General features: G+C 67.6%; 24 protein-coding genes and 1 tRNA gene. 13 read left to right on the top strand and 12 right to left on the bottom strand.

What is annotated here, in order from left to right; all coding sequences use genetic code 11:
* Positions 1-53: 53 nt before the first annotated feature.
* The 3 genes from AC5Y7D_RS08350 to AC5Y7D_RS08340 are packed head-to-tail and all read left to right on the top strand — an operon-like array spanning position 54 to position 3,216.
* A complete protein-coding gene (locus AC5Y7D_RS08350; protein WP_499922993.1) occupies positions 54-1,019 on the top strand; it encodes an alpha/beta fold hydrolase in 966 nt (321 codons plus the stop codon).
* Complete coding sequence (locus tag AC5Y7D_RS08345; RefSeq protein WP_499922991.1) at positions 1,016-2,203, top strand: LLM class flavin-dependent oxidoreductase; 1,188 nt, start codon at positions 1,016-1,018, stop codon at positions 2,201-2,203. The genes AC5Y7D_RS08350 and AC5Y7D_RS08345 overlap by 4 nt, the downstream gene beginning before the upstream one ends.
* Positions 2,203-3,216 (top strand): zinc-binding dehydrogenase, encoded by a 1,014-nt coding sequence (locus AC5Y7D_RS08340; protein ID WP_499922990.1) that lies wholly within the window; start codon positions 2,203-2,205, stop codon positions 3,214-3,216. Before AC5Y7D_RS08345 ends, AC5Y7D_RS08340 begins: the two co-directional genes overlap by 1 nt.
* A gap of 248 nt (positions 3,217-3,464) precedes the next feature.
* On the opposite strand, the gene AC5Y7D_RS08335 is transcribed toward AC5Y7D_RS08340, so the two are convergent.
* From AC5Y7D_RS08335 to dacB, 8 genes are all read right to left on the bottom strand, one after another.
* Positions 3,465-3,749, bottom strand: coding sequence for a WXG100 family type VII secretion target (locus AC5Y7D_RS08335; RefSeq protein ID WP_065142966.1), 285 nt, complete (start codon positions 3,747-3,749; stop codon positions 3,465-3,467).
* A gap of 14 nt (positions 3,750-3,763) precedes the next feature.
* The gene (locus AC5Y7D_RS08330) at positions 3,764-4,060 is read right to left on the bottom strand and encodes a WXG100 family type VII secretion target (RefSeq protein ID WP_065132169.1); all 297 of its coding nucleotides are present in this window, start codon (positions 4,058-4,060) and stop codon (positions 3,764-3,766) included.
* A gap of 48 nt (positions 4,061-4,108) precedes the next feature.
* Positions 4,109-5,353, bottom strand: coding sequence for a PPE family protein (locus AC5Y7D_RS08325; RefSeq protein WP_499923200.1), 1,245 nt, complete (start codon positions 5,351-5,353; stop codon positions 4,109-4,111).
* Between the two features lie 5 nt (positions 5,354-5,358).
* Positions 5,359-5,658: a PE family protein gene (locus AC5Y7D_RS08320; RefSeq protein WP_499922987.1), complete on the bottom strand. Its 300-nt coding sequence runs from the start codon at positions 5,656-5,658 to the stop codon at positions 5,359-5,361.
* Positions 5,659-6,491: 833 nt separating this feature from the next.
* A complete protein-coding gene (hpt, locus tag AC5Y7D_RS08315; RefSeq protein ID WP_499922986.1) occupies positions 6,492-7,064 on the bottom strand; it encodes a hypoxanthine phosphoribosyltransferase in 573 nt (190 codons plus the stop codon).
* A 38-nt stretch (positions 7,065-7,102) separates the two neighbouring features.
* The gene (gene tilS / locus AC5Y7D_RS08310; protein WP_499922984.1) at positions 7,103-8,062 is read right to left on the bottom strand and encodes a tRNA lysidine(34) synthetase TilS; all 960 of its coding nucleotides are present in this window, start codon (positions 8,060-8,062) and stop codon (positions 7,103-7,105) included.
* On the bottom strand, positions 8,041-9,057 hold the full coding sequence (locus tag AC5Y7D_RS08305; protein ID WP_499923197.1) for a zinc-dependent metalloprotease: 1,017 nt from the start codon (positions 9,055-9,057) through the stop codon (positions 8,041-8,043). Before AC5Y7D_RS08305 ends, tilS begins: the two co-directional genes overlap by 22 nt.
* A 23-nt stretch (positions 9,058-9,080) precedes the next feature.
* Positions 9,081-10,469 (bottom strand): D-alanyl-D-alanine carboxypeptidase/D-alanyl-D-alanine endopeptidase, encoded by a 1,389-nt coding sequence (gene dacB, locus AC5Y7D_RS08300; RefSeq protein ID WP_499922983.1) that lies wholly within the window; start codon positions 10,467-10,469, stop codon positions 9,081-9,083.
* 89 nt (positions 10,470-10,558) lie between these two features.
* On the opposite strand from dacB, the gene AC5Y7D_RS08295 reads away from it, so the two are divergent.
* The 7 genes from AC5Y7D_RS08295 to AC5Y7D_RS08265 all read left to right on the top strand — a co-directional run bounded on the left by AC5Y7D_RS08295 (position 10,559) and on the right by AC5Y7D_RS08265 (position 19,070).
* Complete coding sequence (locus tag AC5Y7D_RS08295) at positions 10,559-11,047, top strand: inorganic diphosphatase (protein WP_499922982.1); 489 nt, start codon at positions 10,559-10,561, stop codon at positions 11,045-11,047.
* 25 nt (positions 11,048-11,072) lie between these two features.
* Positions 11,073-12,359, top strand: a complete 1,287-nt coding sequence (locus AC5Y7D_RS08290) for a hypothetical protein (protein ID WP_499922980.1) — start codon at positions 11,073-11,075, stop codon at positions 12,357-12,359.
* 13 nt (positions 12,360-12,372) lie between these two features.
* Complete coding sequence (gene ppgS, locus AC5Y7D_RS08285) at positions 12,373-13,074, top strand: polyprenyl-phospho-N-acetylgalactosaminyl synthase PpgS (RefSeq protein ID WP_499922979.1); 702 nt, start codon at positions 12,373-12,375, stop codon at positions 13,072-13,074.
* A gap of 13 nt (positions 13,075-13,087) precedes the next feature.
* Positions 13,088-13,426, top strand: a complete 339-nt coding sequence (locus AC5Y7D_RS08280; RefSeq protein ID WP_499922977.1) for a DUF2304 domain-containing protein — start codon at positions 13,088-13,090, stop codon at positions 13,424-13,426.
* A 287-nt stretch (positions 13,427-13,713) separates the two neighbouring features.
* Complete coding sequence (locus AC5Y7D_RS08275; protein WP_499922976.1) at positions 13,714-16,803, top strand: MFS transporter; 3,090 nt, start codon at positions 13,714-13,716, stop codon at positions 16,801-16,803.
* A 4-nt stretch (positions 16,804-16,807) separates the two neighbouring features.
* Positions 16,808-18,091 (top strand): fatty acid desaturase family protein, encoded by a 1,284-nt coding sequence (locus tag AC5Y7D_RS08270; RefSeq protein ID WP_499922974.1) that lies wholly within the window; start codon positions 16,808-16,810, stop codon positions 18,089-18,091.
* A 118-nt stretch (positions 18,092-18,209) separates the two neighbouring features.
* Entirely contained in the window at positions 18,210-19,070 is an 861-nt protein-coding gene (locus AC5Y7D_RS08265; RefSeq protein WP_499922972.1) for a phytanoyl-CoA dioxygenase family protein, read from the top strand.
* Positions 19,071-19,081: 11 nt separating this feature from the next.
* On the opposite strand, the gene AC5Y7D_RS08260 is transcribed toward AC5Y7D_RS08265, so the two are convergent.
* Positions 19,082-20,020 (bottom strand): NAD-dependent epimerase/dehydratase family protein, encoded by a 939-nt coding sequence (locus AC5Y7D_RS08260; RefSeq protein ID WP_499922971.1) that lies wholly within the window; start codon positions 20,018-20,020, stop codon positions 19,082-19,084.
* On the opposite strand from AC5Y7D_RS08260, the gene AC5Y7D_RS08255 reads away from it, so the two are divergent.
* The 3 genes from AC5Y7D_RS08255 to AC5Y7D_RS08245 all read left to right on the top strand — a co-directional run bounded on the left by AC5Y7D_RS08255 (position 19,986) and on the right by AC5Y7D_RS08245 (position 23,883).
* Positions 19,986-21,788, top strand: coding sequence for a hypothetical protein (locus tag AC5Y7D_RS08255; RefSeq protein WP_499922969.1), 1,803 nt, complete (start codon positions 19,986-19,988; stop codon positions 21,786-21,788). The genes AC5Y7D_RS08260 and AC5Y7D_RS08255 overlap by 35 nt on opposite strands.
* 77 nt (positions 21,789-21,865) lie before the next feature.
* Positions 21,866-23,059, top strand: a complete 1,194-nt coding sequence (locus tag AC5Y7D_RS08250; RefSeq protein ID WP_499922967.1) for a PE family protein — start codon at positions 21,866-21,868, stop codon at positions 23,057-23,059.
* Between the two features lie 41 nt (positions 23,060-23,100).
* Positions 23,101-23,883 carry an enoyl-CoA hydratase/isomerase family protein gene (locus tag AC5Y7D_RS08245; protein WP_499922965.1) on the top strand — a complete coding sequence of 261 codons (783 nt, stop codon included), beginning with the start codon at positions 23,101-23,103 and terminating at the stop codon, positions 23,881-23,883.
* Position 23,884: 1 nt separating this feature from the next.
* Here AC5Y7D_RS08245 and AC5Y7D_RS08240 read toward each other — a convergent pair whose 3' ends face one another.
* The 3 genes from AC5Y7D_RS08240 to AC5Y7D_RS08230 form a co-directional block, all read right to left on the bottom strand.
* Entirely contained in the window at positions 23,885-24,736 is an 852-nt protein-coding gene (locus AC5Y7D_RS08240) for a PE family protein (RefSeq protein ID WP_499922962.1), read from the bottom strand.
* 94 nt (positions 24,737-24,830) lie between these two features.
* A tRNA-Thr gene (locus AC5Y7D_RS08235) sits at positions 24,831-24,903 on the bottom strand.
* A gap of 64 nt (positions 24,904-24,967) precedes the next feature.
* The gene (locus AC5Y7D_RS08230) at positions 24,968-26,185 is read right to left on the bottom strand and encodes a DNA polymerase III subunit delta' (protein ID WP_499922957.1); all 1,218 of its coding nucleotides are present in this window, start codon (positions 26,183-26,185) and stop codon (positions 24,968-24,970) included.
* Positions 26,186-26,209: the final 24 nt, after the last annotated feature.

Genomic DNA, 26,209 nt, shown 5'->3' with positions numbered 1-26,209 from the left:
ATAAGTATCCGCGGCCCCTTCTCAGCCCGTTGGTGTTGTGCTTTGGTGTGACGATGGGCGTATCAACCGAACGGTTAGTTGACACCAACGGGGTGCGTTTACGAGTGGTCGAGGCCGGGGACCGCGGTGCGCCCGTCGTGGTGCTGTGCCACGGCTTTCCGGAACTGGCCTACTCCTGGCGACACCAGATCCCGGTGCTGGCCGACGCCGGTTACCACGTCCTCGCACCCGACCAGCGCGGTTACGGCGGTTCGTCGCGGCCGGAGGCAATCGAGGCCTACGACATCCACCAATTGACCGCCGACATCGCCGGTCTGCTCGACGACGTCGGGGCCGAGCGGGCGGCGTGGATCGGCCACGACTGGGGCGCCATGGTGGTGTGGAATGCCGGGCTGTTGCACCCCGCCCGCGTGGGGGCCGTGGCGGCATTGAGCGTCCCCCCGGTGCCGCGGGCGAAGCGGCCGGTAACCGTTGCGCTGCGCCGCACGTTCGGCGAAAACTTCTTCTACATCCTCTACTTCCAGGAACCGGGCGTGGCCGATGCCGAACTCAACGGAGACCCGGCCCGAGTGATGCGCCGGATGATGGGTAGCTTGCAGTTGACCGGCGACCAGGACGCGGCGATGCGGATGGTGGCACCAGGGCCGGAGGGCTTCATCGACCGCCTGCCGGAACCAGATTCACTGCCGGACTGGATCAGCCAAGACGAATTGGACCATTACGTAGCCGAATTCACCCGGACGGGGTTCACCGGCGGACTGAATTGGTACCGGAACATGGACCGCAACTGGGAGACCACGCCAGAACTCGATGGCGCGAAGATCGCGGTGCCATGCCTTTTCATCGGCGGGACCGCCGATCCGGTGCTGGCCTTCACCCGCAGCGACCGCGCCGGCGAGGTCATCAGCGGCCCATACCACGAACTCATGATCGACGGTGCCGGGCACTGGCTGCAACAGGAACGGCCCGACGAAGTGAACACCGCCTTGCTGGAGTTCCTCAAAGGAGTGGAATGGTGAGTGCACCAATGCGATTCGGCGTGTTCATCACGCCGTTTCATCCCACCGGTCAATCCCCCACCGTGGCACTGGAATACGACATGGAACGCGTGGTCGCGCTGGACAGCCTCGGTTACGACGAGGCGTGGTTCGGCGAGCATCACTCCGGCGGTTACGAATTGATCTCTTGCCCCGAGGTTTTCATCGCGGCGGCCGCCGAACGCACCAAACACATTCGACTTGGCACCGGCGTGGTTTCACTGCCCTATCACCACCCGTTGATGGTGGCCGATCGCTGGGTGCTGCTGGACCACCTGACCCGGGGCCGCGTGATGTTCGGCGCCGGGCCGGGCGCATTGCCGTCCGATGCCTACATGATGGGGATCGATCCGGTCGACCAGCGACGGATGATGCAGGACTCGCTGGAAGCGATCCTGGCATTGTTCCGCGCCGCGCCAGAGGAACGCATCGACCGCCACAGCGAATGGTTCACCCTGCGCGATGCGCAGCTGCACATCCGCCCCTACACCTGGCCTTATCCCGAAATATCCACCGCCGCAATGATTTCGCCGTCCGGACCGCGGCTCGCCGGGGCGCTGGGCACATCGCTGCTGTCGCTGTCCATGTCGGTACCCGGCGGCTTTGCGGCCTTGGAGAACACCTGGGAGGTGGTGTGCGAACAGGCCGCCAAGGCAGGGCGTGCCGAGCCCGATCGCGCCGACTGGCGCGTCTTGAGCATCATGCACATCGCCGACACGCGCGATCAGGCGATCGAGGATTGCACCTACGGCCTGCCGGACTTCGCCAAGTACTTCGGCGCCGCGGGCTTCGTGCCGTTGTCGAACACGGTCGACGGCGCCGAGTCACCGCGCGAGTTCGTCGAAGACTATGCAGCCAAAGGCAATTGCTGCATCGGCACACCCGAGGATGCGATCGCCCACGTCGAAGACCTGCTGGACCGCTCGGGCGGCTTCGGCACTTTGCTGTTACTCGGCCATGACTGGGCGTCGCCGCAGGCGACATTCCACTCGTATGATCTGTTCGCCCGCAAGGTGATCCCGCACTTCAAGGGCCAACTGGAGGCACCTCGGGCGTCGCATGACTGGGCCAAGGACAAACGTGAGGAGCTGATCGGACGCGCCGGCCAGGCCATCGTGCAGGCGATAAGCCAGCATGTGGCCGAGCACGACGGCGCGGCAAACTGATGCGCGCGTCGGTGCTGCGCGACGGGCGGATGGTCTACCGGGACGACGTGCCGGAGCCGGTTCCGGGCCCGGGACAGGTGCTGGTAGGGGTGCGATGCTGCGGAATCTGCGGCACAGATCTGCATTTCGCCGCGCACGGCGCCGAAGTCGTGGCGCTCAGCAAGCAACTGGCCCGCGGCCGCGGCGGCATGGACCTCGATCTGAAGCAGGACGTCTTCATGGGTCACGAGTTCAGCGCCGAGGTGCTCGAGGCCGGACCGGATACCGAAGCTCCTCCACCCGGGACTCTGGTGACGTCGATCCCAGTCGTGTTGTCCGACAAAGGTGTCGAACCGATCGTCTTCAGCAACACCACCCTGGGCGGGTACGCCGAGCGGATGCTGCTGTCGGCTCCGTTGCTCGTTGCCATACCTAACGGCCTGGATGTCCGGCATGCCGCGCTGGCCGAGCCGATGGCGGTGGGACTGCACGCGGTGAACAAGTCCGGGATAGGCGTGGCCGAGACGGCTCTGGTGATCGGCTGCGGGCCGATCGGCATCGCCATCGTTGCAGCGCTCCGGGTGCGCGGGGTGGAAACAATCGTGGCCGCTGACTTCTCCCCGAAGCGGCGGGAGCTGGCGGCCAGGATGGGCGCGCACCAAACGGTGGACCCCGCAGCGGGGTCACCATTGGACACGGTCAAGGCACGGGTGGTCTTCGAGGCGGTCGGGGTGCCCGGCGTCATCGACGACATCATCCAGCGAGCCCGCAACGGCACCCGATTGGTCGTCGCCGGCGTATGCATGCAGGCCGACACCATCCACCCGTTCTTCGGGATCGCCAAAGAAATCAGCCTGCAGTTCGTCAACGCGTACACCCCGGAGGAATTCGGCGACTCGTTGCGCGCGATCGCCGAGGGCCAGATTGACGTCGCCCCGATGATCACGGGCGAGGTCGGCCTGCAGGGCGTAGGCGCCGCTTTCCACGACCTGGCAGACCCGGAACGGCACTGCAAGATCATGGTCACGCCGTAACCGGCCGGCCCGAGAACGAGCGGTGACCCTCGGGTTCAAATGCTGTTTGCTCAACACTGGGGGGCCGCGCCCGCCGGTCACCTTGACGTAAACAACGAGCGCGGCCCGCTCTACTGTCGCCGTCCATCTACAGTCTTATGCCCATGACCGGCTGAGCGATAGGGACCTATGGCAGTACCGCGAGGTTACCCCGCGCACGGCAACGGCGGCGGCGAGCCGAGACTCACCGCCGCCGCCTTCCGTCTGGATCAGGCCCAGCTGGACCCGACTGCGCTGTCGGTCTGCGCCATGTTGTTGCCGGCGCTCTGGACCTTCTGGCCGTGAGCGTTGGCCTGCTCGTAGATCACCTGGAAGTTGCGGCCCAACTGGGCGATGAACTCCTGGCAAGCCACCGAGCCGGCGCCGCCCCAGAAGTCGCCGGCAGCCAGCACATCGCGGACGATGGCCTGGTGCTCGGCTTCGAGGTTGGCGGCCTGCGCGCGGATGAGTGCGCCGTGGGCGTCGACGTCGCCGAACTGGTAATTGATGGTCATTCGGGTGATCCCTTCTAGCTGCTCAAGATCTGCTGGGAGGCCTGCTCTTGCTGCTCGTAGTTGTTGGCGTCGCGGATCAGCCCGTCGCGCACCCCGTGCAGCATGTTCACGATGTTGCGGAAGGCGGTGTTCATCTGGCCCATGGTGTCCAGCGAGGTGGCCGAGGCCAGACCGCTCCAGCCGGCGCCGGAGATGTTCTGCGAGGAAGCCCACATGCGACGGGCCTCGTCCTCGACGGTCTGGGCGTGGGTCTCGAAACGGCCCGCCATGTCGCGCATCGCGTGCGGGTCGGTCATAAAGCGTGTTGCCATGTTTACCGTGTCCTTCGTTTGGAATGAATGTGTTTGGCAGGGTTCGACTTAGCCGCCGGATGGCGGCTGAACCACCATGGTCGGCTTGAATCCGTAACGCGGCGCCGCGAAGTTGGCCACGCTGCGTCCCGCGCCGGCGCCGGGCACCATCGGCAACCCACCGAAGGCGCTGGTGGCGGGTTCGGCGGCGGCCGCAGCACCGGCGGTGTTCAGGGCCACTGTGATCGGGTTCGCCGCTCCTGTTCCGGCAGTCCACGAAGCCGGCACCGACAAAGCGCCCGCCTTTGCCGCGCCACCGACGGCCCCGATGATCCCGCCCAGACCGCCCCCGTGCGGAACCGCCGCCGCGGCTGCCGGCAACGCGCTCGCGGCGGCCTCGGCACCGGCTTTGGCGCTCTGCGCGAACATCTTCGGCATTTGTTCGACCAGTCCGACGTAGTCCTTGAACTGCGTCACCATCAACCGAGCGGGGGACACCCACCTGTTGAACACGTCGAAGGCGAAGCTGTTGTCCAGGGTCGACGACCCAGTGAAGCCCTCCACCACGTCGCCGAGCATTCCGTTGACGACAATTCCGTCGCCGGTTGAGTTCCAGGTGTGACCCGTCAGACCGAGCGCCGTCAAGGGGTCCTTGAGCCAAGGGGCTTCATTGGTCAGCCCGGCCATCCGCATCAACGCCTTGGGTACTTCATAGAGGCCCTGCGCATTGGCGGCCGTGGTGGCAGCGTTCACGCTCGCAGTGAACTGCGAGTAAAGCCCGTTGAGGTTGACGCCGGCCTGTGCCGGAGTGAACGGCGTCAAACTCGCCGCCTGCGCCGTCGCACCGGAGTAGCCGTACATCGCTGCCGCATCCTGTGCCCACATCTCCCCGTACAGCGCCTCCGTCGCCGCGATGGCGGCGGTGTTCTGCCCGAGAAAGTTGGTCGCGAGCAAGGCAGCCAATTGCGCCCGGTTCGCCGCGACCTCCGCGGGGGGCACTGTCGCGGCGAATGCCGCTTCGTAGGCACCTGCTGCCGCAACTGCCCGGGCACCCGCATCTTGTGCCAGGCCGGCAGTGTTGGTCAGCCAGGAAATCTGTGGCCAGGATGCACCCGCCATGGCCGCGGCTGATGTCCCCTGCCACGGCCCGTCCATCAGGCTGGTGATCACTGCCGTGTACGCAGACGCCACGGTCTGCAATTCGCCGGCCAGCGATTCCCAAGCGGCGGCGGCGGCCAGCATCGGCCCCGATCCGGGGCCCGCGTACATCAACGCCGAATTGACCTCCGGCGGCAACTGCGCGAAATCCACGATAGTTCCTAACCGACCAGAGCCTGGTTGGCGGCCTCAGTCACTGCATACGAACCTGCGCTGATGCCCAGCGTGGTCGCCAGCTGCTCCTGTACAGCGGCGGCCTGCGCGCTGATCTCCTGAAACAGCTCGGCGTGTTTCGCGAATTGCATGGCTGCGAGCATGGAAACCAGGTCCGACGCGGCCGGCACAACCCCGGTCGTCGGTGCTGATGCGGCCGCATTCCCGGCGCGAAGCATGGCGTTGATGGAGAGCAGCTCCCCCGCCGCCCCGGCCAACTCATCAGTTTGGGCGAGCATGATCGACATGACATTTCCTCCTCAATGTCCCAACAAACGGCTTTCAGCGGCGCACGACCTCGTTGTCGTTGCACGCCAAAAGAACCCGTCGCAACGGTAGGCGGATCGGTAGGAACATCCCAGGCGTTGCACAGGTTGTTCATAGTCGAGTTGGGAATTATTCATTTGCTGCGCGATATCCGCAGGACACGGGAATCTAACGGCCCCTCATAGCCAACTCAAATATGTTTTGAGTTGGCTATGAAAACGCTCCTGATGCTTGCTTGCCGCGACATCAAAGAGTCCAATCGCGTACTTCCTCGCAAACTCGACGCGCTGGGCTGTCAGCAGTCGCGGCCGGGCATGCCGCTTTGCCGCGCCGAATGTGCGATGCAGCGGTTGTCACCTGCGTTGCTGTCGAGCTGTGTGACGCAGTCGGTGGGCGGTGCCGGGGATGGCGGTCCCGATTGGTACCCGACATGCGATCCGCACGCTGGTCAAGCACATAGAGAGGCGGTCGCGTCTGACCGGTGATTGGTGAGCCAGACGTGCAGTTGATCACGGCTCGATGAAGTGACGGCCGTCATTCAGAAATTTGCTGCCCCCGGGCTGCCACGAATTCGGATGATCTCGTACCGTCGGTAAGATGAACGCAGAGTGAACTAGGGATAGCGCCACGCTGTCGACTGCCGCCGCTGGAATTTCGTCCCATTTGTCGCTGCGACTCCCTTACCCGGGCCGGAACCCATCCGCGGCGTTACCGCGCCGGCAATGTCAGCGAAATCAACATCCAAACCCGCCGGCATCGCGTCTAGCTGCCGACCCTGGTCGTCACTTTCGGGACCCGGGGGAAGCTCAACCGACTACTGGTAGACCCGTGGGTCCAGGGTGCCGATATAGGACAGGTCGCGGTAGCGCTCGTCGTAGTCCAGGCCGTACCCCACCACGAAGTCGTTGGGAATGTCGAATCCCACGTAAGTGATGTCGACGTTGGCGCCCACCGCGTCCGGCTTGCGTAGCAGTGTGCACACCCGCAACGAGCGTGGATGGCGGCTGGTCAGGTTGCGCAACAACCAGGACAGGGTGAGCCCGGAGTCGACGACGTCCTCCACGATCAACACGTCGCGGTCGTGGATGTCGCGGTCGAGGTCCTTGAGGATGCGCACCACTCCCGACGAGGACGTCGAAGAGCCGTAGGAGCTCACCGCCATGAACTCGAATTGGGTGGGCAGCGGAATGGCGCGCGCCAAGTCGGTGACGAAGAGCACCGCGCCCTTGAGAACGGTGATCAACAGCAGATCCTGGCCGGTGGTTGCGGCCAGATCCCGGTAGTCCTCGCCGATCTGCTGACCCAGCTCGCTGATGCGGCCCTGGATCTGCTCCGCATTGAGCAGCACCGACTTGATGTCCCCCGGGTACAGCTCCGTCACGTGCACAGCGTGCCACGCCTACCTGAGAACGACCAACGCAGGCGTCAAATCGCCTCCGGGCGCAACGTGAGGGCGTCGTCTCGCCGGCCCGCCACCAGCCGCTGCCTCCGCAGGCCCGACCCGACCGCCACCCCGCCCTGGCCGCGCCACGCGGTGACCAGCGAGTCCACCCCGCGGATCTGCTTGTCGGTCAATCCGATCGCACCACCGGCCAGCAGCCAGCCGCGGATCACCCGCCGGCGCACCGCGGCGGGCAGCGCGGCGAGAGCAGCGGTATCGAGTCCGGTCGCGGTGGAGACTTCGGCCAGCGCGTCCGCGGCGATCGCGTCGATCAGCTCGGTGTCCTCACGCAGCGCCGTCGCGGTGCGGGCCAGTGCCGCGGCCACACCACCACCCAGCACATCTTCGAGCAGCGGCAGCACTTCGTTTCGCAGTCGGGCGCGGGTGAAGCGGCGATCCACGTTATGCGGGTCCTGCCAGGGCGTCAGGCCGGCTTCGGCGCAGGCGGCGTGGGTGATCGCCCGTCTGACTCCCAGCAGTGGACGACACCACGGCGGATCGTAGGGCCGCATCCCGGCGATGGACCGCGCGCCCGAACCGCGGCCCAGGCCCAGCAGCACCGTCTCGGCCTGATCGTCGAGAGTGTGCGCCAGCAACACCGGGCCGTCCCGGTGAGCTTGCAGCGCGACGTAGCGGGCGGCGCGGGCCGCGGCCTCCGGCCCGCCATCCGAACCGACCTGCGCGCGCAGCACCCTGGCCGCGCCGCAACCCAGCGAAATAGCTTGTGCCCGAGCAGCTTCGGCAACCTCCGCGGAACCCGCCTGCAGGCCGTGATCGACGATCAACGCGGTGGTGGGCCGCAACTGCGCCGCCACCGCGGTCAGCGCCAACGAATCCGGGCCACCGGACAGCCCCACACACCATCGATCGGCACCAGCCAGATAAGTCTGCGCGAAATCGTCTACCGCCCTGCGCAGTTGGGCTACAGCACCCGGTCGATCCATCGCTGCGGGTGTTCGATCTCGGCGGGCAGGGGTAACGTCTCGGGACCCGTCCAGATCGCGTTGAACCGTCTCATGCCAACCCGGTCCACCACCTGGTCCACGAACACCTTGCCGCGGGTGTACTGACTGAGTTTGGCTTCGAAGCCCAGCAACGCGCGCAGCAGCCGCTGTAACGGCGGTTGCCTGCGCTGACGGCGCTCGTCGAACTTGCGGCGAATGGCGGCGACCGACGGCACCACCACCGGCCCGACGGCGTCCATCACGTGCTCGGCGTGGCCTTCCAGCAGTGTCCCCAGCACCAACAGTTGGTCCAGGGCCTGACGCTGCGGCTCGGACTGCACGGCGCGCACCAGTCCCAGGATCCCCTCGGGGTGCGAGTCGTCGCGCCCGCGGTTTCGGACAAACTCCGCGAGCCGGCCGGCCACCTCGCGGATGTCTTCGGCGGGCTCCTGCGTCAGCAGGCTCAAGGAGCTCGACATGTGACCGGCGATCCAGGGGTTGGCGGTGAACTGCACCCGGTGGGTCACCTCGTGCAGGCACACCCACAACCGGAAATCCGACGGGTCGACCTTCAGCTGCCGCTCGACCGCGATGACGTTCGGGTACACCAGCAGCAAGGTGCCGGAGTCCGGGCTGGTGAACGGGTCGTACTGGCCCAGGATGCCGGATGACACGAAGGCCAGCACCGCACCCGTCTGGGCGCCGGTGAGCCGTCCGGTGACGAAGCTGTGCGGCTTCTCCGCGCCGTTGGTCATGGCACGCATCGACTCGGCGGCCGCCCGGATCCACTCGGGCCGGTCCACGATGCGGGCCGGCGGTACCGCGCCTTCGGTCATCAGACCGGTGACGTCCCGGACCGGCGGCTCGGCCTGCTCGGCCGCTCGGGTCAGCTCCTCCACCACCTGCCGCCGCGTGTAATCGGAGGTGACCGGTCCGCCGCGGGCCAGCTTCTGTCCCACCGTGGCGGCGAACCGCCAGTCGACGGCATTGCCCATCGTGAGCCCGGAAGAGGAAGGCGTCACGTCGCGCACCCGCAGAACCACAACTTGGTGGCCAGCGCATCCATCGCGTTACGGCCGTTCGGCCCGGCGTCGTTGGAGATGAACGCAAACGTCAGCACCCGTCCGCTGGCATCGGTGAGCACCCCGACCAGCGAGTTGACCGCCGTCAGGGAGCCGGTCTTGGCGCGCAGCCAGCCCGCTGGACCCTGCGTGGTGGACCGGTCCAGGAAGCGTTCGCCCAGGGTGCCGCTGCCGCCGGCGATCGGCAGCAGGTCCAGCAACGCCCGCAGTGACGCCTGATCAGGGCCGGCCGCGGCCTGCATCACACCGTCCAGCGTGCGGGCGGTGAGGCGGTCGTTCACCGACAGCCCACTGGAGTCCGCCAGCGCCGCTCCGCTGGTGTCGACGTGGGCGGTGTTGAGCCGGCTGGTCACGGCGTCGACCGCGCCGGTGAAACTCTGCGGCCGGTTGATCGCGGCTGCGACCTCGCGGCCGATGCACTCGGCCATCACGTTGTCGGAGGCGTTCATCATCTGCGACAGCCGCTGGATCAGCGGCGCCGACTGCACCACCGCCAGCTGCCGGGCACCCGCCGGCGCGGCGGCAATGGTCACCGCAGCCGGGTCCAGGCCCAGCGCGATCGCCAGCTGGCGCCCGGCGTCCAGTGCCGGGGTCTTGGACCGTCTCGAGTTGACGGTGGTCGGCTGAATACGCCCGGCGTCGATCATCGCCGATTCGATGGGCGCGACATCGCCGTTGTCGATGTCGGCCGGGTCCCACCCGGGCGCCAGGCCCGGACCGGTGAAGGCCGAGGTGTCCACCTGCACGGCCGTCGGCGTCACACCGCTGCGGTGCACCTGCTCGACCAGATCGCTGATCCGGGCAGCACCGCGGTACCAGGTCTCCACTCCGGGCGGTGCCGCCGACAGGGTCGGGTCCCCAGCGCCGACCAACACGACCGGCCCCTGGGCGGCCTGACCGGCCGCCACCACCCGGGTGCTGACCCTGGCCTGGCGGTCCAGGGTGAGCAGCGCCGCCGCCGCGGTCAGCACCTTGTTGGTCGACGCCGGCACCATCGGCAAGTCGTCGAGCTGCCGCCACAGCTCCTTCCCGGTCATCGCGTCGGTGATCCGGCCACCCAGCCGGCCCAGGTTCGGGTCGGCAACGACGGCCGCCAGCGCCGCGCTCACTCCACCGGGGCTGGGCGCGACGGCGTTGTCGGCTACCGGGCTCACCGCCGCCTTGACCGTGGGCGGCCGCGGCGGGGGGACCGGTGACCGCGCGCCGCCGGCGCCGCGCTTTCCGGTGGTGAAGAGCACCGCCGCCGCCACTACGGCCGCGACGAACGCAAGCACCACCAGCCCAACCAGCACGTGGGTGGACTTGCGCCAGCGTTTGGGGCCCATAGATCGCCGCACTCCTGTCTTGTCGTGTCCCATTCTGCCGAACCGGCCGCCAGGCAGTGCCGCCGCACCTGCTCGACTACTGTGTAGCCGTGCAATTCGACGTGACCATCGAAATCCCCAAGGGCCAGCGCAACAAGTACGAGGTTGATCACGAGACCGGCCGGGTGCGGCTGGACCGTTACCTCTATACCCCGATGGCGTACCCGACGGACTACGGCTTCATCGAGAACACCCTGGGCGAGGACGGCGACCCGCTGGACGCATTGGTGCTGTTGCCACAGCCGCTGTTCCCCGGCGTGCTGGTGGAGGTGCGGCCGGTGGGGATGTTCCGGATGGTCGACGAGGCAGGCGGCGACGACAAAGTGTTGTGCGTTCCCGCCGGCGACAAGCGCTGGGACCACCTCCAGGACATCGGCGATGTTCCCGACTACGAACTCGAATCGATCAAGCACTTCTTCGTGCACTACAAGGACCTGGAGCCGGGCAAGTACGTCAAGGCTGCCGACTGGGTCGGCCGCGCCGAAGCCGAAGCCGAAGTGCAGCGCTCGGTGGAGCGCTTCCAGGCCGAAGGGCACTGACTGCAAGTCCGCTAGTGTCGCGACGGTGACGGACGGCGGGGGCAGCACGGGCGCGACCGGGTGGTCAGGAGCCTCGGCGGGGCCGGTCGCGCGCGGCAGCGTGGCGCGGGTAGGCACCGCGACCGCGGTCACGGCGCTGTGCGGCTACGCGGTGATCTACCTCGCCGCCCGCAATCTGGCACCGAGCGGCTTCTCCATATTCGGCGTCTTCTGGGGAGCGTTCGGCCTGGTCACAGGCGCGGCGAACGGCCTTCTCCAGGAAACGACCCGGGAAGTCCGCGCTATGCAGTATCTCGACGTCCGCCCGGACCGACCGGGAGAACCGAGTACCCACCCGCTACGCGTCGCCGGCATGGTGGGGCTGGCCGCGGCCGCCCTGATCGCCGGTAGCGCACCGCTGTGGAGCGGTCGGGTCTTCGTCGAGGCCCGCGGGCTGTCGGTCACGCTGCTCAGCATCGGGTTGGCGGGGTTCTGCCTGCACGCGACCCTGTTGGGAATGCTGGCGGGCATCAACCGGTGGGGCCAGTACGGCGCGCTGATGGTGACCGACGCCGTGATCCGGGTGGCGGTCGCAACGGCGACCTTCGTGCTGCACTGGGGGCTCGTCGGCTTCCTGTGGGCGACGGTCGCGGGCTCGGTGGCGTGGCTGATCATCCTGGTCACCTCGCCTGCGGCCCGGGTGGCCGCGCGGCTGTTGACACCGGGCAGCACCGCGACTTTTCTGCGGGGTGCCGCCCACTCGATCACCGCGGCGGGCGCCAGCGCGATCCTGGTGATGGGTTTTCCCGTCTTGCTGAAACTGACCTCCGCCGAGCTGGGCGCCGAGGGCGGGGTGGTGATCCTGGCGGTGACCTTGACCCGCGCGCCGCTGCTGGTGCCGCTGACCGCCATGCAGGGCAACCTGATCGCGCACTTCGTCGACGAGCGCAGCCACCGCCTGCGCGCGCTCATCTCGCCCGCGTTGCTGATCGCCGGTATCGGCGGGGTGGGGGTGCTGCTCGCCGGCCTGGTGGGGCCGTGGTTGTTGCGCTTCGCTTTCGGCGCCCAGTATCAGGCCGGCAGTGGGCTGCTGGCCTGGCTGACGGCCGCAGCGGTGGCCATCGCCCTGTTGACGCTCACGGGTGCCGCCTCGGTGGCGGCGGCGCTGCACCGGGCGTATTCACTGGGGTGGGTCAGTGCCACGGTTGCCTCGGGGTTGTTGCTGGCGCTGCCGATTGCGCTGGAAACCCGCACCGTCATCGGACTGATGTGCGGTCCGATGGTGGGAATCGCCGTCCATCTGGTCGCGCTCGGGCGCGGTGGACGCGTGTAATTTTGGGCTTGAAATGGCATTGAGAACGGATTACTCCGACGTCTGGATCATCGTCCCCGCCTTCGACGAAGCCGCCGTCATCGGCGAGGTCGTCGCCGAGTTGCGGTCCGTCTTCGACCACGTGGTCTGTGTCGACGACGGGTGCTCGGACGGCACCGGTGAGATCGCCCGGCAGGCCGGGGCGACACTGGTGCGTCACCCCATCAATCTGGGTCAGGGCGCGGCCATCCAGACCGGCGTCGAGTATGCCCGCAAGCAACCCGGGGCCAGGGTGTTCGCCACGTTCGACGCCGACGGCCAGCACCGGGTCAAGGACGTGGTCAGGATGATCGAGCGGCTGAATCGGGGTGACGTCGACATCGTCATCGGCACCCGCTTCGGCCAGCAGTCGGCCAGCCGGCCACCGCTGGTGAAGCGCCTGGTGCTGCAGACCGCCGCGCGGCTGAGCCGGCGTGGTCGACGGCTCGGCCTGACCGACACCAACAACGGTTTGCGGGTGTTCAACAAGACCGTGGCCGATGGCATGAACATCACCATGAACGGCATGAGCCACGCCACCGAGATCGTCATGATGATCGTCGAAAACCATTGGCGGGTGGCCGAAGAGCCGGTCGAGGTGCTCTACACCGAATATTCGAAGTCGAAGGGGCAGCCGTTGCTCAACGGCGTCAACATCATCTTCGACGGATTCCTGCGCGGAAGGATTCGCCGTTGAACAGGACCCGAGCATGAATTGGATCCAGGTCCTGTTGATCGGATCGATCATCGCCCTGCTGGTGTTCCTGCTGCGGTCACGGCGCAGCGCTCGGGCGCGCGCCTGGGTGAAGGTGGGCTACGTCGTGTTCGTGCTGCTCGGCGTGTATGCGGTGTTGCGGCCGGACGACACCACCGTGGTGGCCAAATGGTTCGGCGTGCGGCGCGGCACCGACCTCATGCTGTACGGACTGATCATGGCGTTCAGCTTCACCACGCTCAGCACCTACATGCGGTTCAAGGACCTGGAGCTGCGGTACGCGCGGCTGGCCCGCGCCATCGCGCTCGAGGGCGCGCAGCCGCCAGAGAGCTAAGTACAGCGAGGCGCGTGCTCGTTTTCACGGCTGCGCATTTCACGATCACCGCATAGTTGCCGAAGGGCCGCACCGCACTGTGTGCTGCGTCACCTTGCTCGGGTGACACGTCAGTCCAGTCGGAGAAAGGCCGTTTCATGTCAACGGATCTTGCACCGCCCCAACCGAGAATCAGTGCAGCGCGCCCAGCCGTCGGCAGCGATACCGTCGCCGACAATCGAGACTCCCACAAACGAGAACCACGCACCGGCCTCGGCACGCTCACTCGACGGCGTCAGCCCAAACCCATGGCCGTTCTGCTGGTCGCAGTCTTCGGCGCATTCCTCGCGTTTCTCGACTCCACAATCGTCAACGTCGCCTTTCCCGCCATCCAAAGTCACTTCCACGGCCAAGACATCAGCACCCTGTCGTGGGTGCTCAACGGCTACAACATCGCTTTCGCGGCGCTTCTCGTGGCAGGCGGAAAATCGGCAGACCTGCTCGGCCGCAAACGGACCTTCATCTTCGGCGTCGTGTTGTTCACGGTCGCGTCCGGTCTGTGTGCGGCCGCCGACACTCTCGAGTGGCTGATCGCGTACCGGGTCCTGCAGGGCGTCGGTGCAGCGGTGTTGGTGCCGGCATCGCTGGCGCTGGTCGTCGAGAGCTTCGATGTCGCGCGCCGCGCGCACGGCGTGGGGCTGTGGGGTTCGGCCGCCGCCGTCGCCTCAGGGTTGGGCCCGCCGATCGGGGGCGCCCTGGTCGAGGTGTCGAGTTGGCGCTGGGTGTTCTTGGTGAACCTGCCTCTTGGTTTATTGGCGGTGATCGTCGCGCGGCGTGGCTTGGTCGAGAGTCGTGCCTCGGGACGGCGACGGATCCCGGACCTGCGTGGGACGGCGCTGCTCGCAATCTCACTGGGTCTCGTCACCCTTGGACTGGTCAAGAGTGTGGACTGGGGGTGGACCAGTCCGATGACCATCGGCTCGATTGCCGCCGGAGCGGCCGCAATGGCTGGGTTCGTGCTGAGCTCGCATTACCACCCGGCGCCGCTGGTCGACCGGGAGTTCATGCACATCCGGACCCTGGTCGCGGGCAATGCGCTGACCGTCGTCGCCAGTGCCGGCTTCTACGCCTACATGCTGACCCATGTCCTGTTTCTGCACTACGTCTGGGGCTACCCGTTGCTGCGTGCGGGGTTGGCGATTACCCCGGCGGCCTTCGTCGCCGCCGTCGTCGCAGCGGCGCTGGGCCGCGTCGCCGACCGGCACGGCTATCGGTTAGTCGTCGTCGCAGGCGCGCTCACCTGGACGGGAAGCCTGCTGTGGTATCTGTTTCGGGTTGGTTCCTCACCCAACTTCCTGGGTGAATGGCTGCCCGGCCAACTGTTGCAGGGCATCGGGGTCGGAGCGACGTTGCCATTGCTCGGCAGTGCCGCGCTGGCCGGGCTGAGCGCGGGAAGCAGCTACGGCACCGCTTCGGCGATGATCAGCGGTGCTCGGCAGGTCGGCTCCGTGATCGGCGTGGCGGTGCTGGTAGTGCTGATCGGGACACCGGCTCGCGGCGCCGCCGAAGAGGCGCTGCGGCGAGGATGGACGTTAGCCGCGATCTGTTTCACTGTTGTCGCGATCGGTGCGGTCTTATTGGGACGCGTCCACCACACCGCCGCCGACGTCGTCGACAGCGAGCCTGTCCCGGGAACCGTTCCGCCGCCTGTGCCGGCGCCCCACGCCAAACCACTGCCACCCCGTCGTGTGCCGACCACGCCTCACTATATGGACCCATTGGGCAGTCTGCCCCTCTTTGCCGGGCTGGACCCGTCGGTGTTGGCCCGGTTACGGCAAACCGCTCGACACTTCGAGCTGCATGCGGGCAAGTACCTCTTTCATGCGGGCCAACCAGCAGATGCCCTCTACGTGTTGTGCAACGGCCGTATGCAGGTAATCAGGAACGATCGGGTCGTCAGAAACCTGGGCCGCGGCGATGTCGTCGGCGAACTCGGATTGCTTATCGACGAACCCCGGTGCGCGTCAGTTCGAGCGGTGCGCGATTGCACTTTGGTGCGCATCACCAAAGCCCATTTCGACGAGATCGCCGACGCAGGAGTGCTCGGCGCGATGGCGCGGAATCTGGCCACTCGGCTCCACCAGCCGATCACCACGACGGGTGGCCGCCGAGCACCCGTCGCGGTGATCGCCGTGGTCGGCATCGATTTGAGCGCACCCGTAGCCATGGTCGCGAAGGAACTGACCAATGCGCTCTCGACCCGGCTCCGCGTCATTGATCCCGGGCGTGTCGATAGATACGGACTGGAGCGCGCCGAGCAGGCCGCAGACAAGGTAATTCTGCACGCAGCAGCCGACAGCGGCGCCTGGCGAGAGTTCTGCCTACGCGTCGCCGACCGAATCGTCGTGGTCTCGGGCAATCCCGTACCTCCGGCGAGATTGCCCGAACGTGCCCACGGGGCCGACTTGGTGCTGGCCGGATGGCCTGCTAACCGTGACCATCGCCGGGCGTGGGAGGAACTGATGACGCCCCGATCGGTACATGCAATTCGGGCAGGGAACTCGACCGCCGACCTGAGGGCACTTGCCGCACGCATCGCCGGCCGGTCGATCGGACTGGTCCTCGGCGGAGGTGCCGCGCGCGCCTACGCCCACCTGGGGGTGCTCGAAGAGCTGGAGCTCGCAGGTATAGAGGTCGACCGGTTCGCCGGCACGAGCATGGGCGCGGTTATTGCGGCCTTCGCGGCAACCGGCATGGACGCGGCGGCGGTAGACGCAAACGTTTACGAGTACAGCGTGCGCAACAACCCGACCGGCGACTACACGCTGCCGATCAAGGGGATTCTTCGCGGTCGGCGCACCTACGCCGGCCTGCAGAGCTCCTTCGGAGAGTTACTTGTTGAAGAACTTCCGAAAGAATTCCGCTGCGTCAGCGTTGACCTGCTGGCCAAGCGGGCCGTCGTACACCGTCGTGGGCGTCTGGCCGATGTCGTCGCCTGCTCGGTGCGGCTGCCGGGCCTGTACGCCCCGCTGTCCTACGGTGGGTCACTCCACATCGACGGTGGTGTGTTGGACAACCTCCCGGTGGGAGCGCTGTCCCGCGGCGAGGGCCCGCTGATCGCGGTGGGCATCGGTATCCGCCGTCCGGCAGCACCAGCCGCCGGCCGACACGCGCGCTCCGCTCGGGTGCCGAGCATCGTCGAAACGCTGATGCGCACCATGACGATCGCCAGCGGCAAAACCCAGTCCGAAGTGCTGGCACAGGCCGATCTCGCGATCCTCCCGGACACCAACGACATCGGACTGCTGGAGTGGCATCAGATCGATCGCGCCCGTGAGGCCGGACGGATCGCCACTCGGGAGGCCCTGCCGCAGATCATGGCCCTCCTCCAGGGATGAAGTGATGGCAATCTCGGAGCTGTTGATGTTCGCCCATCTCACCGACGACGACATCGAAAGCCTGGCCGTTGAGCTAGATGCGGTTCGCGCCGAGATCGAAGACTCGCTCGGTGAACGTGATGCTCGCTACATCCATCGCGCCATCGCCGGCCAGCGCGCGCTCGACCTTGCGGGCCGACTGATCCTGGCCGGCGGCAGCCGGCCCATGGCGTGGTGGGCCGGGGCGGCAACCCTGGGTTTGGCCAAGATCATCGAGAACATGGAGATCGGCCACAACGTCATGCACGGGCAGTGGGATTGGATGAACGATCCCGAGATCCACTCGTCGTCCTGGGAATGGGATATGGCGGGCACCGCGGCACACTGGCGGTTCACCCACAACTTCCAGCATCACAAGTACACCAATGTGCTCGGCCGTGACAACGACGTCGGCTATGGGTTCCTCCGAGTTACCCGGGATCAGCGCTGGCGCTGGTACCACATCGGCAATGTGTTGCTCAACGCGATGCTCACGCTCGGATTCGAATGGGGAGTCGCGCTGCAACACAGTCGCTCGGAGGTGCACGAGCTGTTCGACGCACAGAACCCGCGCGCCAGGGCATCACTACGGCAGCGGGTTTTCAAGGCCGGCAATCAGGTGGTCAAGGATTACGTCGCGATCCCGCTGCTGACGTCCCTGTCGCCCTGGGCGACCGTCCGGTCGACCGTAACCGCCAATGTGACGGCCAACGCCATCCGTAACGCATGGACATACGCGGTGGTGTTCTGCGGTCACTTTCCTGATGGCGCCGACAAGTTCACCGAGCGGGATCTCGACGACGAGAAGAAGGGGCAATGGTATCTGCGGCAGATCCTCGGCAGCGCCGATATCAAGGCTGGACGGCTCTTGGCGTTCCTGACCGGCAACCTTTGCTACCAGATCGAGCACCACCTCTACCCCGACCTACCCAGCAACCGTCTCGCCGAGATCGCCGTTAGGGTACAACAGATTTGCCACAAGTACGACCTGCCGTACACCACCGGCTCGTTCGCCATCCAATACGCCAAGTCGTGGCGCACGGTCGCCAAGCTCTCGCTGCCCAACTCGTGGTTGATCGACACCGCGGACAACGCCCCGGAGACGCGCAGCGAGAAGATGTTCGCGCAGCTCTCACCGGCGTTGTCGAACTCGAGACCGGCAGCTGGCCGTCGGCAGGGTCTTGTGACCGCGCTTGCCGCCGTGCGAACCCGCCGGCGAACCCGCGCAGCGGCGGGCAAACTTGGCTCTTCCACCCGACGCGAGAAGTGACTACATTGCCAGATATCCGAACCCAACCCACTGGAGGCATCATGCCCGACCCCGACGAAATCATGTCAGACGACGATCGCGACGAGGGCGAGTCGGAAAAGGATTTGCTGCCGGCCTGATGGACCAGGACTCCTCGGTCGAGCACCATGTCGGCGAGATCGACGAGTTCGGCTACACCGTCGTCGAGGACGTCCTCGACGCTGAATCAGTCGCCGAGTACCTCGCGGATACCCGGCGCCTGGAGCGGGAGTTGCCGACGGTCATCGCCAACTCCACCACCGTTGTCAAGGGTCTGCCGTGGCCCGGTCTCAAGCCGGTCACCCGGGGTGACCACGACTGGGTGCGCATCGACAATCTGCTGTTGCACGGTTCTCGATACGAGAAGCTGCCGGTTCATCCCAAACTGCTGCCGGTGATCGAAGGCGTACTCGGCGACGATTGCCTGCTGTCGTGGTGCATGACGAGCAACCAACTGCCCGGTGCGGTCGCCCAGCGCCTGCACTGCGACGACGAAATGTATCCGCTGCCGCGGCCGCATCAGCCGCTGTTGTGCAACGCGCTGATCGCACTGTGCGACTTCACCGCCGACAACGGCGCCACCCAGGTGGTGCCCGGCTCCCACCGCTGGAAGGAGTATCCGTCGCCGCCCTACCCGGAGGGCAAGCCGATGGAGACCAAAGCCGGCGACGCCCTGGTCTGGAACGGCAGCCTGTGGCACACCGCGGCGGCAAATCGCACCGACGGGCCCCGTCCGGCTCTGACGGTCAACTTCTGCGCGGGATTCGTGCGACAGCAGGTGAACCAGCAGCTCAGTATCCCGCGAGAGTTGGTGCGCCGCTTCGAGCCCCGGCTGCAGGAGCTGATCGGCTACGGGTTGTTCGCCGGCAAGATGGGCAGGATCGACTGGCGCCCGCCGGCCGACTACCTCGAAGCCGGAGACGAGCATCCCTTCCTGGACGCGGTCGCCGGTCGCCTGTAGCGCCGCGCGGCTCAGTGTCTGTGCCGGAAGTAGTCGACCGTGCGACGCACACCCTCCTGCAATTCCACTTGCGGCTGCCAGCCCAAAACCTCTGCGGCCAAGCCGATGTCGAGGCATGAGCGCTTCAGGTCGCCTAGTCGCGGCGGGTGGAACTCCGGGTCGTCCGGGCCGCCGACCGCGGCCGCGACGGCGGTGTGCAGTTCACGGTCCGAGGTCTCGACACCGGTCCCGACGTTGAAGCGCTGCCCACCGCCGGCAGCCCCGGACGCCTTGACGAAGGCGTCGACGACGTCGTCGACGAACACGTAGTCGCGGGTGTTGCTGCCGTCGCCGAAGACCTTGGTGGGCTTACCTTCCAGGAGCGCCTGCGCGAAGATGGCCACCACGCCGGCCTCGCCGTGCGGGTCCTGGCGCGGCCCGTAGACGTTGGCCGGCGCGATGTGCGAGCAATCCAGCCCGTACAGGTGACGAAAGGTGTTGAGGTAGATCTCGCCGGACACCTTACCCGCGGCATACGGCGAAGCAGGATCAGCGGGATCGGACTCCTTGGTGGGGTAACGCGGCGGAACGCCGTAGATGGACCCGCCCGACGAGGTGTGCACCACTTTGCGTACCTGCGCGCGCCGCGCCGCCTCGGCCAGCCGGATGGTGCCGATCACGTTGACCGAGGCGTCGAACTGCGGATTGGCCACCGAGTGCCGGACGTCGATCTGCGCCGCCAGGTGGAACACCACTTCCGGCTGGTGCTCGTGCAGGATCGCGTCCAGGTCCGACTGCACGATGTCGGCCTCGACGAAGACGTGCCCGGGGTGGTCGGCCAGGTGCTCCAGGTTGGTCGCGCGCCCGGTCGCGAAGTTGTCCAGGCTCACCACCGTGTGGCCGTCGGCCAGAAGACGGTCGACTAGCGTCGACCCGATGAAACCGGCTGCCCCGGTGACCAGTGCTCGCACCGGCCCACCATACCGAGTCGTCGTGGTGGCAGCCGCGCTGATCGCGGCGCAGCTGGGCGTTCGTGCCGTGCTGGCGTTCGGCGGCTATTTCTATTGGGACGATTTGATTCTGATCGGCCGCGCCGGTACCCAGGGCCTGTTGTCGCCGTCGTACCTGTTCGACGACCACGACGGGCATGTCATGCCGGGCGCCTTCCTGGTGGCCGGGGGGATCATCCGGCTGGCGCCGCTGGTGTGGACCGCGCCCGCGATCAGTCTAGTGGTGCTGCAACTGCTCGCATCGCTGGCGTTGTTGCGGGCGCTGTGGGTGATCCTGGGCCGGCGCCCGGTGCTCCTGGTCCCGCTGACTTTCGCCCTGTTCACCCCGTTGGGGGTACCGGCGTTCGCGTGGTGGGCGGCGGCACTGAACTCGCTGCCCATGCTGGCGGCACTGGCCTGGGTCTGCGCCGACGCCGTGCTGCTGGTCCGCACCGGCAACCAGCGTTATGCCGTCACCGGTGTCCTGGTCTATCTCGGCGGCCTGCTGTTCTTCGAGAAGGCCGCGGTGATCCCGTTCGTCGCCTTCGCGGTGGTTGCGCTGATGCGCCATGTCCGGGGCGAACCGGCCGCGCTCCGGACAGCATGGCGCGCGGGCATCCGGTTGTGGGTGGCGTCGCTGGCACTGACCGCCTGCTGGACGGCGCTGTACCTCGCGGTGGTGAATCAGCGGCGCTGGAGCTCGGATCTGGCGATGACGTGGGCGCTGCTGCGCCGGTCCGTCACGCACGGGATCGTGCCGGGGCTGGCCGGCGGTCCCTGGGACTGGGCGCGCTGGGCACCGGCCTCACCTTGGGCCACGCCGCCGCTGCCGGTGATGTGGCTCGGGTGGCTGGTTCTGGTTGCTGCGCTGGCTGTTTCGCTGATCCGTAAGCAGCGTGTGGGGTTGGTGTGGCTGACCGCGGCCGGTTATGCGGTCGCCTGCCAGGTGCCGATCTACCTGATGCGGTCGTCGCGGTTCACCGCGCTGGAACTCGCCCAGACGCTGCGGTATTTTCCCGACCTCGTTTTCGTGCTGGCGCTGCTGGCCGCTGTGGCGTTCACTGCACCGAACCGCGTCTCGTCGGGGTGGCTGGACGCGTCCCGGCCGCGCACCGCGCTGACCACCGTAGTGGGCCTGCTGTTTGCGGCCAGCAGCCTGTATTCGACCGCTTCGTTCCTCGAGTCGTGGCGCGACAACCCGGCAGAGCCCTACCTGAAGAACGCCGAGGCCGGCCTGGCGGCCGCTGACGCTGCGCTGTTGGATCAGGAAGTCGACCCACTGGTGCTGCAGCGGGTGGCCTGGCCGGAGAACCTGGCCAGCCACATGTTCGCTCTGCTTCGGAACAGACCCGACTTCGACTCAACGACAACGCGATTGCGGATGCTGAACAGCAAGGGCCGGTTGGTCGAGGCCCGGGTCACCTGGGTCCGGACCATCGTCCCCGGCCCCATCCCGAATTGCGGCTACTTCGCGCAGCCCGACCAACCCGCAAGACTGGTCCTGGATGGACCGCTGCTGCCAGCCGACTGGACCGTCGAACTGAACTACCTGGGCAACACCGACGGCTCGGTGATGCTGGCCCTCTCCGAGGGGCCGGAGGTCAAGGTGCCGGTTCACCCGGGACTGAACCGCGTCTACGCCCGGCTGCCGGGCGCCGGGGACGCGATCACCGTCCGGGCCAACACCGCTGCGCTGTCCTTGTGCCTCGCCTCGGGACCGGTGGGTTTCCTGGCGCCGCTGTCACCCTGACCTCGGCGGCGTCGCTGAAACATTTCGGCCCGCGGGAGCGATACCGTTAGTGTCCATCGTCATGCTGGAGGGCAGCGTTGTCGCACCTGTTTGCGGTTCCGGAGTTGATGTTTTCGGCGACAACGGATCTGGCGGGAGTGGCGGCCGGACTGAGGGCGGCCAATGCGACCGCCGCGGTACCGACGACCAGCCTGCTGGCCGCCGCCGGAGACGACATTTCGACTGCGGTGGCCGCGCTGTTCTCCGAGCACGCCCGGCAGTATCAGGCACTCGGCGCCCAGCTTGATGCGGTTCACCAGCGCTTCGTGCAGCTGTTGACCTCGGGCGCCGCTCAGTACGCGGCCGCCGAGTCCGTGAACGCCGGCACCCTGCAGCCGGTGCTCGACCTCATCAACGCGCCTACGCAGTCGCTGCTGGGGCGCCCGCTGATCGGTAACGGCTCCGATGCGACGGTGCCCGGCGGGGCCGGCGGGGCCGGCGGATTGCTGTTCGGCGACGGCGGCAACGGCGCCGCCGGGGCCGGCGGTCAGGCCGGTGGTGCCGGTGGCGATGCGGGCCTGATCGGCAATGGCGGCACGGGCGGCAACGGCGGCAGCGGAGCGTCCGGAGGCGCCGGCGGCAACGGCGGCTGGCTGCTGGGCAACGGCGGCCGCGGGGGCCTAGGGGGTGTCGGCGGCAGTGGCGGCGCCGGCGGTGCCGCCCGGCTGATCGGCTTCGGCGGTGCCGGCGGGGCGGGTGGAACCGGCGCGCTGAGCGGGACCGGCGGCGGCGGCGGTGCCGGCGGTCAAGGCGGTGTGCTGTTCGGCGGCGGGGGCAACGGCGGCGACGGTGGCACCGGCGGACCTGACGGCGGTAGCGGGGTGGGCGGCAACGGCGGTGCGGGCGGAGCCGGAGGCGCGGCCGGCCTGGTTTACGGCAATGGCGGGGTCGGTGGCTTCGGCGGCCAGGGCGGCGGCGCCGCGGGGACCGCGGCGGGCGTCGGCGGTACCGGCGGCGCCGGCGGCCACGGAGGTGACGCGGGCTGGGTGGGCACCGGGGGCATCGCCGGAGGCGGCGGCGCGGGCGGAATCGGCGGCACCGGCGGGTCCGGCGGCAACGGCGGCGACGGCGGGGCCGGCGGATCGGCCAAGTTGCTGGGCACCGGCGGCGACGGCGGGGCCGGCGGAGTCCCAGGTGTGCCCATCGGCACCGCGGCGGGCGGCAGCGGCGGGCCCGGGGGCGCCAAGGGCGCGATCTTCGGCGCGGTCGGCCTACCCGGACCTGCCGGCTGACGCGAGACGTGGGTAGTCCAGCGTCCGATTAGCATCCAGGCATGACTACCTACGACACCCTCGACTTCGCCGCAGACGGGCCGGTCACGCGCATCGCACTGAACCGGCCGGAGGCCGCGAACAGCATCAACGATGTGCTGGCCCGCGAGTTGCTGGACGCGGCGAGGCGTTGCGATGTCGCAGGGACGAAGGTGGTGCTGCTCACCGGTAGCGGGCGATTCTTCTGTGCGGGAGGCGACTTGCGGGCGATGGCGCTCTCGCCGCTGGGTCCGGGCCGGTTCGTGAAGGGTCTGGCCGACGACCTGCACCGGGCGATCTCGACGTTCGCCCGCATGGATGCCGTCCTGATCATCGCGGTCAACGGCGCGGCGGCGGGGGCCGGGTTCAGCCTCGCCCTGATCGGCGATCTCGTCCTGGCCGCCGAATCGGCGTCATTCACGATGGCCTACACCAAGGCCGGGCTGAGCCCGGACGGCAGTTCGTCGTACTACCTGCCGCGGCTGATCGGAGTGCGGCGCACGCAAGAGCTGATGTTGACCAACCGGCGATTGTCGGCGACGGAGGCGGCCCAATGGGGCCTGGTCACCGAGGTTGTCCCGGACACCGCGCTGGCCGACCGCGCAGACGCTCTGGTAACTGACTTGAGTGCTGCGGCAAGGCTTTCCAGTTCATCGGTGAAAAGGCTCATGCTGACCAGTTTCAGCAGCGGCCTCGAGGACCAGATGGAGCTCGAGGGGCGCATGATCGCAGCCTGCGCCGGCAGCCCCGACGGGCAGGAGGGCATCGACGCCTTCTTGAACAAGCGCCCCGCCAAGTTCGCCTGAGCTAGAACGGCCAGAGCAGTCCGGGGATCGCCCCACTTGGCGGCCAGGCGCCGTCGTTGCGGTAGGCCGACACCTCCCAGGGATTGTTGTAGTAGGCCACCGTCGCGATCACGCGGTACAGGTCCTGCTCGGGGTGCAACAACCCGTACCCCGTTCCGACCACGGATCCCCCGACCGTCCACGCGTAATAGCTGGCCGCGAACAGCGGGCCGAACACTCGGTTCTGCCAGACATGCAACGCTTCGTGGTTGAGCATCAAGTCATCGGCCTTCGGGCCGGTGCCGAGGTTGCTGGTGACGTTGCCGAAGGTGGTGGCAAAGCCCGACAGTCCGACGCCGCCGCGGTAGACGTGAGACCCGGCGAGGGCACTGAGGGCGGGGTCGTAGTTGGAATTCGGGATGAACTCGTTGACGATTTGCACGCCGTACCCCAACGCCGTGCCAGGCGCACCCCAGGTGTAGTCCAGCAGCAGCGCGGCCCAGCCGCGCCAGTCCCGGAGGTCGTAGATCGCGAACTGGCGGCGGATGAACCCCGTGGCTCTTTCTCTCGCGGTACCGGCCAACAGCGACGAGTTCGCCGCCTCGCCAGACCCATAGGACTGCGCCGCCGCCTGGATTGACCGTCCGAACTGCTGCAGCCATGTGCCGGTCAGCGCGCTGAACGCCTGATATTGCCGGCCGTATTCGGCGAACATTGCCGCTACCGATTCAGATATCTCGTCTGCGGCGGCAGCGGCGAGCAACGACGTCGGCCCCGCGGCGGCCAGGCGGGCGTCATCCAGGCCCGAACCGATAACCGCCAAGTCCGCCGTCGCGGCCGGCAGCACTTCCGGGGAAACCAGCAGCAGCGACATGCCGTTTCGTCCGCCTCTCACACCCGTCCCGGGAACGACCTTTGATTATGGACGGGGCGCGGCACTGCTACCGCAGAAAGGGGATCCGACACGGAGCCGCCTAGGAGAATCGAACTCCTGACCTATTCATTACGAGTGAATCGCTCTACCGACTGAGCTAAGGCGGCGTGCCCTCGCGGGCGGCACGAGTCTACGGCAGCCGGGCCAACCGGCCCAAGTCAGAGGGCCCGGTCAGCGCAGTTCCTGCCCGATGGTGGCGACCATGGCGTCGACGGCGAACTTGGGCTTGACGTTGATGGCCAGCGCTTCGCGGCATTCCAGCACCGCCTCGATGCAGCGCAGCAGCCGCTCGGGGGCGGCGTGCGCGGCCAACGCAGCCACCCGGTCGACCATGTCGGGGTGGTATGGCCGGATATCGCCCGCTTTCGCTGAAACCACCAGCGCATCCCGGAAGTACGTGGCCAGGTCGATCAGTGCCCGGTCCAGGGCATCACGCGAGGCCCTGGTCTGGCGGGACTTCTGCCGTCGCTCCAGGTCCTTGATCGCACCCGCTGCGCCGCGCATCGCCCCGGCCGCACCCTTCCCGGTGCCGCCCGCTCCCAGCGCGGTGCGCAGTTCTTCCGTCTCGGCCTCGGCGCGTCCGGCGGTCAGCGCCACCGCCTCCGCTTCGGCGGCCACCACCAACTCTTCGGCGGCGGCGTAGGTGCGTGCCGGCCGCGCGGCGTCACGAACCAGCTCCAAAGCCTGCTCGCGTCGCTGCCTGGCCTCCGGGTCAGTGGCCAGCCGGCGCGCCCGGCCGACGTGTCCGCCGCTGACCGAGGCCGCCCAGGTGGCGGTGTCGGCGGCCAGGCCGTCACCCTCGATCAGGACCTGTGCGATCGCCTCGGTGGGCGGTGTCACCAGCGCCACATGCCGGCACCGGGACCGCAGGGTGATCGCGATGTCCTCGGGGTCCACCGACGGGGCGCACAGTAGGAAGACCGTCGAGGGTGGCGGTTCCTCCACGACCTTCAGCAGCGCGTTCCCCGCGCCTTCGGTCAGCCGGTCGGCGTCCTCGATCACCACGATCTGGTGGCGGCCGGTGGTCGGGCGCCGCGACGCGACCTGCACGATGCCCCGCATCTCGTCCACACCGATGGACAGACCCTCCGGGATCACCCGCCGGACGTCGGCGTGGGTGCCCGCCATCGTCGTGGTGCAGGCACGGCAACTCCCACAACCCGGCTCTCCCTCTGACGTGCACTGCAGCGCCGCGGCGAAGCACAGGGCCGCCACCGACCGACCGGAACCGGGAGGGCCGGTGATGAGCCACGCATGTGTCATATTCCCGGAGCCGGCGGCTCCGTGACTCTGATCACTCCGAGCATCACCACGCGCGGACCTGACGGCGGCCAGCAGCTCGGCTTCCACCACGTGCTGGCCTACCAGCCGCGTAAACACGCCCGTCATCACCGGCAACAGTAGCGAGGTCCA

This window comes from Mycobacterium sp. NGS49, assembly GCF_059812565.1.
Note: the sequence above shows the minus strand (reverse complement) of the source record. Positions and strands in the feature narration are given on the sequence as shown.